Here is a 15,985-nt window from a genome sequence, read left to right on the forward strand (position 1 = left end):
TCCATGCTGTTTTCCGGCAAGGGCAAGCACCGTCGTTCGTCCAAGGCCACCCGCGCCATCGCCATCGCCGGTGTGACCGGCGCCGCCGTCGCCGCCCCGCTGATGGCGGCCGGCAACGCCTCCGCCGCCACCGCCTCCGAGTGGGACGCCGTCGCCCAGTGCGAGTCCGGCGGCAACTGGTCCATCAACACCGGCAACGGTTACTACGGCGGTCTGCAGTTCTCCGCCTCCACCTGGGCCGGCTACGGCGGCACGCAGTACGCCGCCACCGCCGACCAGGCCACCAAGGCCCAGCAGATCGAGATCGCCGAGAAGGTCCTGGCGGGCCAGGGCAAGGGTGCCTGGCCGGTCTGCGGCAAGAACCTGTCCGGTGCCGCCTACACCGGCTCCTCGGCGGGCTCGCAGGACACCGGTTCCACCGAGACCCGTGAGACCGAGCAGAAGGCCTCCCGCTCCGTCGAGCGCCCGGCCGCCGAGCCGAAGGCCACGCCGAAGGCCGAGAAGAAGACCGTCACCACCCCGACCGGCAAGAAGGTCGAGAAGGGTGACGGCGAGTACAAGGTCGTCAAGGGTGACACCCTCAGCACGATCGCCCAGGAGCACGACGTCAAGGGTGGCTGGGCCGAGCTGTTCGAGCTGAACGACGACATCGTCGACGACGCCGACCTCATCTACCCGGGCCAGCAGCTGCACCTGAAGTAAGGGAACGCCGCAGGTCCCTCCCCACCCCCACGGGCTCCCCGCCCCGGTGCGTCCTCCCCCGTACGCACCGGGGCGGGGTTTTTTCTCGGGCGCATTCAGGTCACGGTTTCCGGAACCGCCTTTGTTCCGTGTAGAAACAATCTACGCTCGGTTCTGTCCATGGGATGGGCGGCCGGATGGCCGATCGCCCGGAGCCGGTTAGGCTCGGTCTCGCAAGACCCCCGTGGCCTTGCTCACCCGCGTCACATCCAAGAAGGAGATGCTCGTGCCGTCCATCGACGTCGTCGTAGCCCGGGAAATCCTGGACTCCCGAGGCAACCCCACGGTCGAGGTCGAGGTCGGCCTCGACGACGGCAGCACGGGTCGTGCCGCCGTCCCGTCCGGCGCCTCCACCGGCGCCTTCGAGGCCGTCGAACTCCGTGACGGCGATGCAGGCCGTTACCTGGGCAAGGGCGTCGAGAAGGCCGTGCTGGCCGTCATCGAGCAGATCGGCCCGGAGCTCGTCGGCTACGACGCCACCGAGCAGCGCCTGATCGACCAGGCGATGTTCGACCTGGACGCCACCGACAACAAGGGCTCCCTCGGCGCCAACGCCATCCTCGGCGTCTCGCTCGCCGTGGCCCACGCCGCCTCCGAGGCCTCCGACCTCCCGCTCTTCCGCTACCTGGGCGGCCCGAACGCGCACCTGCTGCCGGTGCCGATGATGAACATCCTGAACGGCGGCTCGCACGCCGACTCCAACGTGGACATCCAGGAGTTCATGATCGCCCCGATCGGCGCGGAGTCCTTCTCCGAGGCCCTGCGCTGGGGCGCCGAGGTCTACCACACCCTCAAGAAGGTCCTGAAGAGCAAGGGTCTGGCCACCGGGCTCGGCGACGAGGGCGGCTTCGCGCCGAACCTCGGCTCCAACCGCGAGGCCCTCGACCTCATCCTCGAGGCCGTCAAGGAGGCCGGCTACACCCCTGGCGAGCAGATCGCGCTCGCGCTCGACGTCGCCGCGTCCGAGTTCTACAAGGACGGCTCCTACACCTTCGAGGGCAAGGAGCGCTCCGCCGCCGAGATGACCGAGTACTACGCCGAGCTCGTCGACGCGTACCCGCTCGTCTCCATCGAGGACCCGCTGTTCGAGGACGACTGGGAGGGCTGGAAGACCATCACCGCCAAGCTCGGTGACAAGGTCCAGCTCGTCGGCGACGACCTGTTCGTCACCAACCCCGAGCGTCTGGCCCGCGGCATCGAGGAGGGCGCGGCCAACGCGCTGCTCGTGAAGGTGAACCAGATCGGTTCGCTGACCGAGACGCTGGACGCCGTCGAGCTGGCCCAGCGCAACGGCTTCAAGTGCATGATGTCCCACCGCTCCGGCGAGACCGAGGACGTCACCATCGCCGACCTGGCCGTCGCCACCAACTGCGGCCAGATCAAGACCGGCGCCCCGGCCCGCTCGGAGCGCGTCGCCAAGTACAACCAGCTCCTGCGCATCGAGGAGATCCTCGACGACGCCGCGGTGTACGCCGGCCGCAGCGCGTTCCCGCGGTTCCGCTCCGCGAAGTAGGCACGGCCAGGGCTGAGCGCTCGCGTGGGCAGCGTCGTACGTACGTCCCCGTACCCGGTCCCGTACCGTGTGCGGGGACGTACGCGCGTATGAAGGCGAACCGGAGGCGGAACATGGCGGTGAAGGACCGGGACCGTTTCTCCACCGCGACCAGGATCCGGCTGATCGGTGAGCAGACCGCGGCCCGGGTCTACCGTTCGCAGACCAAACGCCAGGCCCGCCGCTCCCGGCTGACCGGGCGGGCGGCGCTGCTCGCCCTGGTGGTCTGCTCGCTGATCGTGGCCCTCGCCTATCCCATGCGGCAGTACGTCTCCCAGCGGGCGGACATCGCCGACCTCCAGCAGGAGCAGGACGCGACCCGGCAGCGGGTCGAACGGCTGCGCGACCTGAAGGCGCGCTGGCAGGACGACGCGTACGCCGAGCAGGAGATCCGCCGGCGGCTGCACTACGTCATGCCGGGCGAGACCGGCTACATCGTCATCGACCCGGGCACGGTCAGGAAGTCCCGCACGGACCTCGAAGCCGCCGACCGCCCCTGGTACTCCAATGTCTGGGACGGCGTCGACAAGGCCGACGCCGCCGGCCAGTAACCCTTCACCGAAAGCCGCGGAAAAGACTCGCATGGAAACCCCTCCACCCACGACGCCCAGGACCGAGCCCACCGACGCCGACGTCGAGGCCTTCAAGCAGCAGCTCGGGCGGCCCCCGCGCGGGCTGCGCGCCATCGCGCACCGCTGCCCCTGCGGGCAGCCCGACGTCGTGGAGACCGCGCCGAGGCTGCCCGACGGCACCCCCTTCCCGACGCTGTACTACCTGACGTGCCCGAAGGCGAACTCCGCGATCGGCACGCTCGAGGCGAACGGCGTGATGAAGGAGATGACGGAGCGGCTGGGCACCGACCCGGAGCTGGCGGCCGCGTACCGCGCGGCGCACGAGGACTACGTCCGGCGCCGTGACGAGATCGAGGAGCTGAGGAACTTCCCCAGCGCGGGCGGCATGCCGGACCGGGTGAAGTGCCTGCACGTGCTGGTCGCCCACTCGCTGGCCGCGGGCCCCGGGGTAAACCCGCTGGGCGACGAGGCGCTGGCCATGCTGCCCCAGTGGTGGAGCAAGGGCGCCTGCGTGACGCTTCCCGAGGCCGGCACGGCGAAGGAGGGCGGCCAGTGACCCGGGTCGCCGCCATCGACTGCGGCACCAACTCCATCCGGCTGCTGGTGGCCGACGCCGACCCGGGCAGCGGTGAACTGACCGACCTGGACCGGCGGATGACGATCGTGCGGCTCGGCCAGGGCGTCGACCGCACGGGCCGGCTGGCGCCCGAGGCGCTGGAGCGCACCTTCGCCGCCTGCCGCGCGTACGCGGAGCTGATCAAGGAGCACGGCGCGGAACACCTCCGCTTCGTCGCGACCTCCGCCTCCCGTGACGCGGAGAACCGCGACGAGTTCGTGCGCGGGGTGCTGGACATCCTGGGTGTGGAGCCCGAGGTCATCACCGGCGACCAGGAGGCCGAGTTCTCCTTCACCGGCGCCACCAGGGAGCTGACCGGCCGGACGGATCTGCGCCGCCCGTTCCTGGTGGTGGACATCGGCGGGGGCTCGACCGAGTTCGTCGTCGGCGACGACCACGTACGCGCCGCCCGCTCCGTGGACGTGGGCTGCGTACGGATGACCGAGCGCCACCTGGTGCGCGACGGGTCCGTGACCGACCCGCCCACCGAGGAGCAGATCGCGGCGATGCGCGCGGACATCGAGGCCGCGCTCGACCGCGCCGAGGAGACGGTCCCGCTGCGTGAGGCGCACACCCTGGTGGGACTGGCGGGCTCGGTCACGACCGTGTCGGCGATCGCCCAGGACCTCCCCGCCTACGACTCGGAGGCCATCCACCACTCCCGCGTCTCGCGCGACCGGGTCCGCGAGATCACCGGGTGGCTGCTGCGCTCCACCCACGCCGAGCGGGCGGCGGTGCCCTCCATGCATCCGGGCCGGGTCGACGTGATCGGTGCGGGGGCCCTGGTGCTGCTGTCGGTCATGGAGCGGATCGGCGCCGAGGAGGTCGTGGTGTCGGAGCACGACATCCTCGACGGCATCGCCTGGTCCGTGGCCTAGGTCTCCTTTTGCTACTGACCAGTAGCACTCCGCTGAGCAGTCGGGATAGCGTTTGAGCGACCCCCGGGGGGCCTTCGCGAGCCCCTCGGGACGGCTCCGCCGGGAAAGTTCGTGAAGTTCTTCACAAGGAAATGTCCCCGGCGGAACGAAGAAGTGGGTCCGGTTGAGCCGTTCGGCCCCTCAACACCCCTTTGAACACGTTCAGAAGGGGTGGCGGGACGCTTCGCCCGGAAGCGTGGCGCGGACCGGCCGGCCGGCCTCACAGTCGCCGTGAACCGACAGAGAGGCAGCTCACGCGGCATTGACAACGCCCCGCGCGATGCTCCGGTTCCCGGTCCGCACTGTGATCTGGATCAAGAAGCGCGGGATGGTAGCACAGGCCCTGCCGGAGCTTGTGAAGGGGCGCACGAGGTACCCCCCCGAAGCGGGTGGATACTCGATGGCATGAGCACCACGGAGCGTCCCAGGATCCTCGTAGTAGGCGGTGGGTACGTAGGCCTGTACGCAGCTCGGCGCATCCAGAAGAAGATGCGTTACGGCGAGGCGACCGTCACCGTCGTCGACCCGCGGTCGTACATGACCTACCAGCCCTTCCTCCCCGAAGCCGCCGCCGGCAGCATCTCCCCGCGGCACGTCGTCGTCCCGTTGCGACGCGTGCTTCCCAAGGCGGAGGTCCTCACCGGCCGGGTCACCACCATCGATCAGGACCGCAAGGTCGCCACGATCGCCCCGCTCGTCGGCGAGGCGTACGAGCTGCCCTTCGACTACCTGGTCATCGCGATGGGCGCGGTCTCCCGCACCTTCCCGATCCCCGGCCTCGCCGAGCAGGGCATCGGCATGAAGGGCATCGAGGAGGCCATCGGCCTGCGCAACCACGTCCTCGAGCAGCTCGACAAGGCCGACTCCACCACGGACGAGGAGATCCGGCGCAAGGCACTCACCTTCGTCTTCGTGGGCGGCGGCTTCGCCGGCGCGGAGACCATCGGTGAGGTCGAGGACATGGCCCGGGACGCGGCCAAGTACTACAGCAACGTGTCCCGCGAGGACATGCGCTTCATCCTCGTCGACGCCGCCGACAAGATCCTCCCCGAGGTCGGTCCGAAGCTCGGCGCGTACGGCAAGGAGCACCTCGAGAGCCGCGGCGTCGAGGTCTACCTGTCCACGTCGATGGACTCCTGCGTCGACGGCCACGTGGTGCTGAAGAACGGCCTCGAGGTCGACTCCCACACCATCGTGTGGACGGCGGGCGTCAAGCCCAACCCGGCGCTGGCCCGCTTCGGCCTGCCGCTGGGCCCGCGCGGCCACGTCGACACCGAGCCGACGCTCCAGGTCAAGGGCACGGACTACATCTGGGCCGCGGGCGACAACGCCCAGGTCCCGGACCTCGTGGGCCGCAAGGCCGGCAACGAGAACGCCTGGTGCCCGCCGAACGCCCAGCACGCGCTGCGTCAGGCCAAGGTCCTCGGCGACAACGTGATCTCCGGCATGCGGGGCTTCCCGCAGAAGGAGTACTCGCACGCCAACAAGGGCGCGGTGGCGGGCCTCGGCCTCCACAAGGGCGTGGCGATGATCGTCATGGGCAAGATGAAGATCAAGCTCAAGGGCCGGCTCGCCTGGTACATGCACCGTGGTTACCACGGCATGGCGATGCCGACCTGGAACCGCAAGATCCGCGTCTTCGCCGACTGGACCCTCGGTATGTTCCTCAAGCGCGAGGTCGTGTCCCTGGGCGCGATCGAGTCGCCGCGCGAGGAGTTCTACGAGGCGGCCAAGCCGGCGCCGGCGCCCGCTGCGGCGCCGCAGGAGCCGAAGAAGACCGAGGCCAAGGCCTCCTGACCCCCGGTCACTCCCCGAAGGGGCCACCCGCCATCCGTGGTGCGGGCGGCCCCTTCGCCGTTCCCGGGACGTGCTCAGCCACCGACCCGGCCCCGCGGGGCCCCGCCTCGGGGCGGGGAGCAGTCCGGTGGGGTGCGTCTCGGCATCCGGGTCGGGTGGTGGGTGGCCGGCGCAGCCCTCCGTGCGTCCCAGCGGGTGCGTTTGCGTCCTTTGCCCGGACGTGACGCGCGCCGGGGGCTGCCAGGGCACGCCGAAGGTGTTTTCGTGGTGAGGACATTCCGGGATTCCCCGTCACGGAGGTGTACACCATGGCAGACGCCGCCCCACGGCTGAAAGGCATCCTCGAGCAGTTGCTCGGCACGTCCCTCCCCGTCCGCGTCCGCACCTGGGACGGGTCCCAGGCAGGCCCCCCGGACGCCCCGGCCCTGGTCGTACGCAACCGCCGCGCCCTGCGCCACCTGATGTGGAAGCCTGGCGAACTCGGCCTGGCCCGCGCCTGGGTGGCCGGCGACCTCACCGTCGAGGGCGACCTCTACGCCGCCCTGGAACGGCTCGCCGGCCCCGTCTGGGAGCGTGACGGGGACGCCCGTACGCTCACCCGGGCCCTGCGCGACCCCGCCTTCCGCTCCGCCGCCCGGGACCTCCTCGGGCTCGCGGGCCACCCCCTGCCGCCCGCCCCGCCCCCGGAGGAGGCCCGTCGCCCGCGCCGCGGACTGCACACCCGGCACAGCGACAGACGGGCCGTCAGCCACCACTACGACGTCGGCAACGACTTCTACGAGATCGTCCTCGGCCCGTCGATGGTGTACTCCTGCGCCTACTGGCCCGCCCCGCCCCCGCGGGGCACCCTCGAACAGGCCCAGCACAACAAGCTCGAACTCGTCGCCCGCAAGCTCGGCCTGGAGCCGGGCGGGCGCCTGCTGGACGTCGGCTGCGGCTGGGGCTCCATGGCCGTCCACGCCGCCCGTGAGCACGGCGTGCGCGTCGTCGGCATCACCCTCTCCCAGGAGCAGGCCGCGTACGCCCGTAAACGCGTCGCCGACGAGGGCCTGACCGACCGTGTCGAGATCCGCGTGCAGGACTACCGGGACGTCGCGGACGGGCCGTACGACGCGATCTCCTCCATCGGCATGGCCGAGCACGTCGGATCGGAGCGCTACCTGGAGTACGCCACCGTCCTGCACCGCCTCCTCAGGCCGGGCGGCCGGCTGCTGAACCACCAGATCGCGCGCCGCCCGCAGCGGGACGAGACGTCGTACCGGGTGGACGCCTTCATCGACGCCTACGTCTTCCCCGACGGCGAACTCGCCCCGCTGGGCACGACGGTGTCCCTGCTGGAGCGCGCCGGCTTCGAGGTGCGCGACGTGGAGTCGATCCGCGAGCACTACGCGCTCACCCTGCGCCGCTGGGTGGCGAACCTGGAGGCCGGCTGGGCCCGCGCCGTGGCCCTCACCGGCCCGGGACGGGCGCGCGTCTGGCAGCTGTATACGGCCGCCTCCGCCCTCGCCTTCGAGCGCAACCGCATCGGCGTCAACCAGGTCCTCGCCGTCCGGACCCCCGAGTCCGGCGCCTCCGCGCTCCCCCTGCGCGCCCGCACCTGGAACTGACGCCGCCGAGGCCCCGCACGCCGACGGGCCCCGTCCCTTCCGGAAGGGACGGGGCCCGCGTCACGGCCGCGGCCGGGCGCTACTCGGCCTTGATCGCCTGGAGCATGTTCAGGCGGGCCGCCCGCCGCGCCGGCCACAGCGCCGCCAGCACGCCCACCACCGCGGCCAGCAGCAGGAAGAGCCCCATCCGGCCCCACGGCAGGACGAGTTCGTACGTCGCCATCCTGGACCCGACCAGCTCACCGGCCGCCCAGCCGAAGAACACGCCCAGACCGAGGCCGAGCACCCCGCCGAACAGCGAGATCACCAGGGACTCCAGCCGGACCATCCGCTTGATGCCCTTGCGGTCCAGGCCGATCGCCCGCAGCATGCCGATCTCCTGGGAGCGTTCGAACACCGACATCGCCAGGGTGTTGACGACCCCGAGGACGGCCACGATCACCGCCATCGCCAGCAGTCCGTAGACCAGGTTCAGGATCAGGGTGAACATCTTCGCGATCTCGTTGGAGAGGTCCTGCTTGTCCTGGACCCTGATCGCCGGGTTGGTGCCGAGGGCCTTCTCCAGCGACTCCTTCGCCGCGTCGGAGGTGCCGTCGGCGGTCTTCACCATGACCATCATGTCGGCCGGTTCCGACTGGTGCGGGTCGAGGGCGGCGGTGTCGACCATGATGCCCCTGATCAGCTCGTTGGCCTCGTAGACGCCGGAGACCGTGAGCCGCTGCTTCTCGCCGTCCTCGTAGGCGATGGTGAAGGCCGAACCGGCCTTCCAGCCGTAGGACGTCGCGGTCTCCTCGTCCACCACGACCCGCGAGCCGCCGACCTCGAAGGAGCCCTGCAGGACCGGGAAGGTGGTCAGCTCCTCGATCGTGGCGCCGTTCACGCCGGTCACGAACTCGGTCTCGCCGTCGATGCGGGCGTCGGCGTTGCGCATCGGGCTGACGGCGGTGACGTCCCCGGCCCGCTCCAGCTTCTTCTCGACGTCCGGCGACAGCGGGTGTCCGTTCGCCATGGACACCATGTAGTCCGCCTCGATCGCGGAGGCCGCCATCTTGTCGATGGACTTCTGCAGGCTGCCGGCCATCACCGTCATCCCGGTGATCAGGGTGAGTCCGATCATCAGCGCGGACGCGGTGGCCGCGGTGCGGCGCGGGTTGCGCACCGAGTTCTGCCGGGCCAGCTTGCCGGAGACCCCGAAGACGCGCAGGACCGGGGCGGCCGCCGCGATCAGCGGGCGGGACAGCAGCGGGGTCAGGATGAAGACGCCGATGATCAGCAGCACCGCGCCGAGCCCCATGGGTGCCTGGCCGTCGGAGCCCTCCATCGTCGTGGCCGCGAGGACGACCGCCACGCCGGCCGCCGAGAACAGCGCCCCCAGCGTGTTGCGCAGCACCAGGGACTTGGTGGTCGCCGTGGCGTGCACCGCGCTCATCGCCGCCACCGGGGGGATCTTCGCGGCCCGGCGGCCGGGCAGCCACGCGGCGAGCATGGTCACCAGGATGCCGACCGCGAACGCGGAGCCGATCGTGCCCGGGCTGATCACGAGGGGCCCGTCGGGCATGGGCGCGTCCAGCGTCCCCATCAGGGAGCGCAGCCCGACGCCGATGCCGACACCGGCGACGAGTCCGGCGACGGCGGCGACCGCGCCGACCACGAACGCCTCGATCAGCACCGACCGCGTGACCTGCCGCCGGGACGCGCCGACCGCGCGCATCAGGGCCAGCTCCTTGGTGCGCTGGGCGACCAGCATGGTGAAGGTGTTGGCGATGATGAACGTGCCCACGAACAGCGAGATCCCGGCGAACACCAGCAGGCCCTGCTTCAGGCCGCTCATGGAGGACGCGATCATCTCCGCCTGGTCGTCGGCGAGCTGCGTGCCCGTCGTGGTCTCCACCACGTCGGAGGGCAGGGCCTTCTCCAGCTGGGCCCGCAGCTCGGTCTCGCTGACGCCGTCCTTCGCCTTGACGGCGATCTCGTCGAAGGTGCCCGCCTTGCCGAACAGCTTCTGCGCGCTCGCCGTGTCGAACAGCGTGAGGCTGCCGCCGGCCGCGACGTTGCCGTCGTCGGTGGTGAAGATTCCCGTGATCACCGGCTCCAGGACGGGGCCGTCGACCGACATCCGTACGGTGTCGCCGACCTGGTAGCCGGCCCGCTTCGCGCTCTCCGAGTCGATGAGGATCTCGCCCTCGCCCTTCGGCGCACGGCCGCTGACCAGCGGGTAGCGGGGGTCGTCGGTGCCCCAGTAGTTGCCGCCCTGCGACTGGAAGCCGTCGCCGAGCAGCTTGCCGTCCTTGCCGGCGATCGCGGTGAAGCCCTGGACGGTGCCGATGGCCCGCGCGGCGCCGGGCACGGCGGCGCTGTCGTCGACCAGCTCGCGGGTCAGCTCCCGGTACGCGCCGACCTTGTCGCCCTCGGCCTCCTTCCACTCGGGGGTCACGGCGACGTCGACGTGGTCGAAGCCCTTGGCGGACTGCTTCTGCAGCGCATCGGAGAGGCTGTTGGTGAAGACCAGGGTCCCTGACACGAAGGCCACGCCGAGCATCACGGCGAGCACGGTCATCAGGAGCCGGGCCTTGTGCGCGGACACGTTGCGCAAGGCGGTACGGAACATGGGTGTCTTCTCGAGTCCAGACGTACGAGGGGGCGGGCGGCGGGCGGGTGGGGTCAGCTGGTGCGGCCCTTGGCGTCGAACCGCTTCATGCGGTCGAGCACCGAGTCGGCCGTCGGTCCGTGCACCTCGTCCACGATCCGGCCGTCGGCCAGGAAGATCACGCGGTCCGCGTAGGCGGCGGCGACCGGGTCGTGGGTCACCATGACGACCGTCTGCCCCAGCTCACGCACCGAGTTCCGCAGGAAGCCCAGGACCTCGGCGCCGGAGCGGGAGTCGAGGTTGCCGGTGGGCTCGTCGCCGAAGATGATGTCGGGCCGGGACGCCAGGGCCCGGGCCACGGCGACGCGCTGCTGCTGACCGCCGGACAGCTGGGAGGGCCGGTGGCTCAGCCGGTCCGACAGCCCCACCATCCGGATCACGGTGTCCAGCCACTCCTTGTCCGGCTTCCGGCCGGCGATGTCCATGGGGAGGGTGATGTTCTCCAGGGCGGACAGCGTCGGGAGCAGGTTGTACGCCTGGAAGATGAAGCCGATCTTGTCCCGGCGCAGCCTGGTCAGCTGCTTGTCCTTCAGCGATCCCAGCTCCGTCTCGCCGATGCGCACGGAACCGGACGAGAAGGTGTCGAGCCCGGCCACGCAGTGCATCAGCGTGGACTTGCCGGAGCCGGACGGGCCCATGATCGCGGTGAACTCGGCCTGCCGGAAGGCGACGGAGACGCGGTCCAGGGCGACCACCTGGGTCTCGCCCTGGCCGTAGATCTTCGACAGCTCCGTGGCGCGCGCGGCCACTGCGGTGGTCCGGTCGGCTGGGGGTGCGGTGGTCACGGAATGGACGCTCCTGTCGGGACGACGTGTTCTCGGGGACGTCGTCCATCGTTCCGCCGCTTTGCCGCCGTGTAGTCACCCGCTGCTCCGGTTCCGGGGGGCGACTCCGGGCGGACCGCCGGACGCGGTGTCATACCTGGGGATGACGGCGCACCCTGAGCGGGCCGTGACGAGAACGGGTGGGGCGCCCTTGTTCGGACGGTGAAATTCCGTCATTCCGCATACATGGCGGACCGTCAGCCGGAAGGCTGGTGGCACGTGCTGACGGCGAGTTCCGGGTGCTGATGCACCCTCAGGCGCCAATAAAATAAGACAAGATCGGCCCATCCCGCCGTCTGCGGCGTGAAGGTCACCGATAGGCTCGGAGCCGCGAAGCGGAGCCCATGGCCTGCCCGGATGGTGGAATGCAGACACGGCGAGCTTAAACCTCGCTGCCCCTGAGCGGGCGTGCCGGTTCAAGTCCGGCTCCGGGCACCACCACGCTTCGCGCCTCTTGATCGTCGACGGCCCCCTCGCGCGCCGCCGTGCGGCCGACGGCACCGTCCGTATGCGGGTGGAAACCGTGTCGGTTCACCCGGCCGGAGCAAGCGGATGATCTCCGGACGGTTCCGGGCAGGTACCGGGTCGGTCATGGTTCGGTCCCCCGTGGTGAGGGGAATCACCCGGCCGCGTAGCGTGTTGCGCAGCATGACGAGGGAAAGATCCTCCCCAAGCATTGGGGTGAATCCTTTGCCTACCTATTACTCTGGAGCCAAGGCCGCATCGAGTGGCCATGGAGGAGTGAAATGAGGAGCAGAAACCCGGTCTTCTCGCGACGGGGGTTCAGCCGCGACAACGGCTACGCGGGCTTCAACACCGCGCCGCAGGCCGGGGGTCCCGCTGTCGCCACGCAGGCCAACCCGTACGCGCAGCCGACTGGCAACCCGTACGCCCAGAACCCGTACGCGCAGCAGGACCTGCAGTACGGCGCCCCGCCGCAGGCCCCGGCCGCCACCGGCCGGATGACGATCGACGACGTCATCGTGCGCACGGCGAGCACGCTCGGCCTGCTCATCGTGACCGCCGCGCTCTCCTGGGCGCTGCTGCCGGTCGACGACGCCAACATCAACCGGTCCTACGGCATCGGCATCGGCGCCGCGCTGGTCGGCATGGTGCTGGCGCTCGTGCAGTCCTTCAAGCGCAAGCCCACGCCCGCGCTGATCCTGACGTACGCGGCGTTCGAGGGTGTGTTCCTCGGCGTCATCTCCAGCATCGTCGACAACCGCATCGCCGACGGTGCGGCCATGCAGGCGGTGCTCGGCACCATGGCGGTCTTCGCCGGCGTGCTGGTGGCGTACAAGGCGGGCTGGATCCGCGTCAACCGCCGGTTCTACGGCTTCGTGATGGCGGCCGCGCTCGGCTTCATCCTGCTGATGGCCGTGAACCTGCTGTTCGCGGTGTTCGGCGGCGGTGACGGCCTCGGCTTCCGCAGCGGCCCGCTCGGCATCGTCTTCGGTGTCATCGGCATCATTCTCGGTGCCTGCTTCCTCGCCCTGGACTTCAAGCAGGTCGAGGACGGCATCGCCTACGGTGCCCCGCGCGAGGAGGCCTGGTTCGCCGCCTTCGGCCTCACGCTGACGCTGGTGTGGATCTACATGGAGTTCCTGCGGCTCATCGCGATCTTCAACAGCAGCGACTGACGGCAGCCGGCGTTCCGTACGCCACCTGCGTCACAGGCAAGGGCCCCGGTGTTCACCGGGGCCCTTCGTCCGTGCGCGCTAGAGCAGCTTGCGCGCCGCCCTCCTCAGGTCGTACTCGTGGACGATCGCCTTGGCGTGACCGTACGCCAGGTCGTACTCGTGCCGGAGCCAGCTGACCTTCTCCTCGAAGCGGAAGAGCGAAGGGCCTTCTTCGACGGTGCGCAGCCAGTCGGAGATCTCACGACCGGTGCAGTGGGGGATGCGGGCGAGCATGTTGCGGTGGGTCTCTGCGGAGAAGACTTGGGACATCGGCGCCTCCGGACGCTGGGATGTAAGCCGGTCCTTCAGGTCACCGTGCCTGAGCGTCCGCCCGTTGGCAACAGTCCCGCCGCGCCGCGTACGCTCACCGCGTGGTTGATACGACGCCCTTCACCCGTGCCGTGGATCATTTCGCCGACCGCCTCCGGGCCGCGCCGCAGAGCCGGCTGCAGCGGGGCGGGGCCGCCGAAGCCCTCGCGCTGGCCAGGGAGTTGGCGCGGCGCACCCAACTGGTCGAGGAGCCCGGCACCGAACCCCGCGAGATGCCCGACGCCGGGATGTTCGCCGCCGCCGACCAGATCACCGTCGCCGGGCACGACCTGGCCCTCGTACTGAAGAGCGACGACGAGGTCGAGGAGGCCGTGCGCCTCGTGGAACAGGCACGCGAACGCGCCGGGGTCTAGCCTCCGGGGGCCGCGGGGGCTAGAGGGACGCGATGACGCGGTCCGCCAGGATGTAGACGCTCTCCTCGCCGCACGCGAAGGTCAGCGTGTACGCGCCCGAGATGCCGGAGCCGCCCAGCAGGAACGGGGTCTCGCCCGCGCGCAGGGCCGCGGCCAGACGCTCCGAGGTCTCGCGGTGGCCCGGCGTCATGCACAGCGTCGTGCCGTCGGCGAACACGTAGACGTCCAGGGTGCCCAGCGGACCCGGACGGACGTCGGTCAGCTCGGTGCGGGAGGAGGCCAGCTCCTCCAGGGCGGCCACGGTGCGCTCGTGGTCGTTCGCGACGGGTGAGGGGTGGGGCACGAAGTCCGGATGCGAGGGGTGCCGGCGGCGGGCCGCGGCCAGCTCGGGGGAGTCCCCGGCGTACTCCTCGGGGACGTCGGCGCCCGGCTCGCTCACCGGCTCAAGACCCACGAAATCGGTCTGCCGGGGCAGGAACAGCTCGCTGTCGGCCAGGCCCAGCAGGGACGGCGCGTCGGAGGCGTCACGCGCCTCCTGGGCGGCCCAGAAGGCCCGTGCCTCGGCGAGCTCCCGCTCCCGCTCCTCGGCGAGTGCCTCGGCCACGGCGGCGCGTATCTCGTCGGTGCCGGCCGAGCGGGCGGAGGGGACGTGCGCGCGCGTGGCGGTCTGGTCCCCGGCCAGCTCGGTGTGCAGGGCCGCGACCTGTCGGCGCAGCACCATGATGCTGCGCAGGACGGCGACGCCCACGGCGCCGGTGGCGGCCGTGGTGATCAGCAGGGCGATCGGCATGGCGCTCACTGACGTACTCCCGGTTCAAAGTCGACCCCCGACTTCCTACATCAGCTTGAAGGGCGGACTAACCTTCTGTCAGTGCGTAACGTCACGAAACGGACAGCTCTTTGGTCGTGGGCCCGGTAGGGGTGTGACGCTGACCTGCGGGGATCCCCTCGGCAAGAGGGATAGGTCACATCCTGGGGGAGATTGGATCACGGAACGGCCCGGACCCCGGTGCGACCGGGATGCCGGGCCGATTTCGTCACGGAAGGTGGCCGGACGGTCACCGTGCGGCTGTGGCGCTCAGCTGAGGCGCTCGATGACCATCGCCATGCCCTGGCCGCCGCCGACGCACATCGTCTCCAGGCCGAACTGCTTGTCGTGGAACTGGAGCGAGTTGATGAGCGTGCCGGTGATGCGGGCACCGGTCATGCCGAAGGGGTGGCCGACGGCGATGGCGCCGCCGTTGACGTTCAGCTTCTCCAGCGGGATGCCGAGGTCGCGGTAGGAGGGGATCACCTGGGCGGCGAACGCCTCGTTGATCTCGACCAGGTCGATGTCGCCGATGGTCAGGCCGGCGCGGGACAGGGCCTGCTTGCTCGCCTCGACCGGGCCCAGGCCCATGATCTCCGGGGAGAGGCCGGAGACGCCGGTGGAGACGATCCGGGCGAGCGGGGTGAGACCCAGTTCGCGGGCCTTGGTGTCGCTCATGACGACGAGCGCGGCGGCGCCGTCGTTGAGCGGGCAGCAGTTGCCGGCCGTCACGAGTCCGTCCGGGCGGAAGACCGGCTTGAGTCCCTGGACGCCCTCCATGGTGACGCCCGCGCGGGGCCCGTCGTCCTTGGAGACCACCGTGCCGTCGGGGAGCGTCACCGGGGTGATCTCGCGCTCCCAGAAGCCGTTCTTGATGGCTTCCTCGGCGAGGTTCTGCGAGCGGACGCCGAACTCGTCCATGTCCTGGCGGGTGACGCCCTTGAGCCGGGCCAGGTTCTCGGCGGTCTGGCCCATCGCGATGTACGGGTCGGGGACCAGGCCGTCCTCGCGCGGGTCGTGCCAGGTCGAGCCCTCCGACTCGGCGACGGCGGCGGTACGGGCCTCAGCCTCGGCGAACAGCGGGTTGCGGGTGTCCGGGAGGCTGTCGGAGTTGCCCTTGGCGAAGCGGGAGACCGTCTCGACGCCGGCCGAGATGAAGACGTCGCCCTCGCCGGCCTTGATGGCGTGCAGGGCCATGCGGGAGGTCTGCAGCGAGGACGAGCAGTAACGGGTGATGGTGCAGCCGGGGAGGTGGTCCATCCCCATCTGCACGGCGACCACGCGGCCGAGGTTGTTGCCCTGCTCGCCGCCCGGAAGGCCGCAGCCGAGCATCAGGTCGTCGATGTCCCTCGGGTCCAGCTCGGGGACCTTGGCGAGGGCGGCCTGGATGATCGTGGCGGTCAGGTCGTCCGGGCGCAGGTCCTTCAGGGAGCCCTTGAAGGCGCGGCCGATGGGGGAGCGGGCGGCAGAGACGATCACGGCTTCGGGCATCACGGCTCCAGTGGCTTCTCGGGGCGGGGCTCCTTGGGAAGTTACCCGGCC

The 15,985-nt window shown here is 70.5% G+C and carries 14 protein-coding genes and 1 tRNA gene; 10 read left to right on the forward strand and 5 right to left on the reverse strand.

All coding sequences use genetic code 11. The annotated features are described in order from the left end of the window. Positions 1–3 precede the first annotated feature (3 nt). The 7 genes from BU52_RS28625 (at position 4) to BU52_RS28655 (ending at position 7,802) form a co-directional block, all read left to right on the forward strand. Complete coding sequence (locus tag BU52_RS28625) at positions 4–702, forward strand: LysM peptidoglycan-binding domain-containing protein (RefSeq protein WP_037939878.1); 699 nt, start codon at positions 4–6, stop codon at positions 700–702. Positions 703–967: 265 nt separating this feature from the next. Beyond that, complete coding sequence (gene eno, locus BU52_RS28630; RefSeq protein ID WP_037939915.1) at positions 968–2,254, forward strand: phosphopyruvate hydratase; 1,287 nt, start codon at positions 968–970, stop codon at positions 2,252–2,254. A 113-nt stretch (positions 2,255–2,367) separates the two neighbouring features. Further along, a complete protein-coding gene (locus BU52_RS28635; RefSeq protein ID WP_037939916.1) occupies positions 2,368–2,844 on the forward strand; it encodes an FtsB family cell division protein in 477 nt (158 codons plus the stop codon). Positions 2,845–2,875: 31 nt separating this feature from the next. Beyond that, a complete protein-coding gene (locus BU52_RS28640; protein WP_037939879.1) occupies positions 2,876–3,421 on the forward strand; it encodes a DUF501 domain-containing protein in 546 nt (181 codons plus the stop codon). Continuing rightward, positions 3,418–4,359 carry a Ppx/GppA phosphatase family protein gene (locus BU52_RS28645; RefSeq protein ID WP_037939880.1) on the forward strand — a complete coding sequence of 314 codons (942 nt, stop codon included), beginning with the start codon at positions 3,418–3,420 and terminating at the stop codon, positions 4,357–4,359. The genes BU52_RS28640 and BU52_RS28645 overlap by 4 nt, the downstream gene beginning before the upstream one ends. A 444-nt stretch (positions 4,360–4,803) precedes the next feature. Next, complete coding sequence (locus BU52_RS28650; RefSeq protein WP_078903492.1) at positions 4,804–6,195, forward strand: NAD(P)/FAD-dependent oxidoreductase; 1,392 nt, start codon at positions 4,804–4,806, stop codon at positions 6,193–6,195. Positions 6,196–6,503: 308 nt separating this feature from the next. Then, positions 6,504–7,802, forward strand: a complete 1,299-nt coding sequence (locus tag BU52_RS28655; protein WP_037939918.1) for an SAM-dependent methyltransferase — start codon at positions 6,504–6,506, stop codon at positions 7,800–7,802. 79 nt (positions 7,803–7,881) lie between these two features. On the opposite strand, the gene BU52_RS28660 is transcribed toward BU52_RS28655, so the two are convergent. Together BU52_RS28660 and BU52_RS28665 are read right to left on the reverse strand one after the other, a co-directional pair. Next, entirely contained in the window at positions 7,882–10,410 is a 2,529-nt protein-coding gene (locus BU52_RS28660; protein ID WP_037939883.1) for an ABC transporter permease, read from the reverse strand. Between the two features lie 53 nt (positions 10,411–10,463). Further along, positions 10,464–11,234 (reverse strand): ABC transporter ATP-binding protein, encoded by a 771-nt coding sequence (locus BU52_RS28665; protein WP_037939884.1) that lies wholly within the window; start codon positions 11,232–11,234, stop codon positions 10,464–10,466. Between the two features lie 390 nt (positions 11,235–11,624). Between BU52_RS28665 and BU52_RS28670 the strand changes: the two genes are divergently transcribed. Both BU52_RS28670 and BU52_RS28675 read left to right on the forward strand, forming a co-directional pair. Beyond that, positions 11,625–11,711, forward strand: a tRNA-Leu gene (locus BU52_RS28670). Between the two features lie 308 nt (positions 11,712–12,019). Continuing rightward, on the forward strand, positions 12,020–12,913 hold the full coding sequence (locus tag BU52_RS28675) for a Bax inhibitor-1/YccA family protein (protein WP_037939886.1): 894 nt from the start codon (positions 12,020–12,022) through the stop codon (positions 12,911–12,913). 78 nt (positions 12,914–12,991) lie between these two features. On the opposite strand, the gene BU52_RS28680 is transcribed toward BU52_RS28675, so the two are convergent. Beyond that, positions 12,992–13,222: a DUF4287 domain-containing protein gene (locus BU52_RS28680; RefSeq protein ID WP_037939887.1), complete on the reverse strand. Its 231-nt coding sequence runs from the start codon at positions 13,220–13,222 to the stop codon at positions 12,992–12,994. Positions 13,223–13,323: 101 nt separating this feature from the next. Between BU52_RS28680 and BU52_RS28685 the strand changes: the two genes are divergently transcribed. Beyond that, a complete protein-coding gene (locus BU52_RS28685; RefSeq protein ID WP_107061292.1) occupies positions 13,324–13,635 on the forward strand; it encodes a hypothetical protein in 312 nt (103 codons plus the stop codon). A gap of 19 nt (positions 13,636–13,654) precedes the next feature. Here BU52_RS28685 and BU52_RS28690 read toward each other — a convergent pair whose 3' ends face one another. Together BU52_RS28690 and BU52_RS28695 are read right to left on the reverse strand one after the other, a co-directional pair. After that, positions 13,655–14,434 carry a hypothetical protein gene (locus BU52_RS28690; RefSeq protein ID WP_037939891.1) on the reverse strand — a complete coding sequence of 260 codons (780 nt, stop codon included), beginning with the start codon at positions 14,432–14,434 and terminating at the stop codon, positions 13,655–13,657. Between the two features lie 279 nt (positions 14,435–14,713). Then, complete coding sequence (locus tag BU52_RS28695) at positions 14,714–15,934, reverse strand: acetyl-CoA C-acetyltransferase (RefSeq protein ID WP_037939893.1); 1,221 nt, start codon at positions 15,932–15,934, stop codon at positions 14,714–14,716. Between the last annotated feature and the right edge of the window lie 51 nt (positions 15,935–15,985).

Origin of the sequence: Streptomyces toyocaensis (assembly GCF_000725125.1) — a bacterium.
GTDB lineage: Bacteria > Actinomycetota > Actinomycetes > Streptomycetales > Streptomycetaceae > Streptomyces > Streptomyces toyocaensis.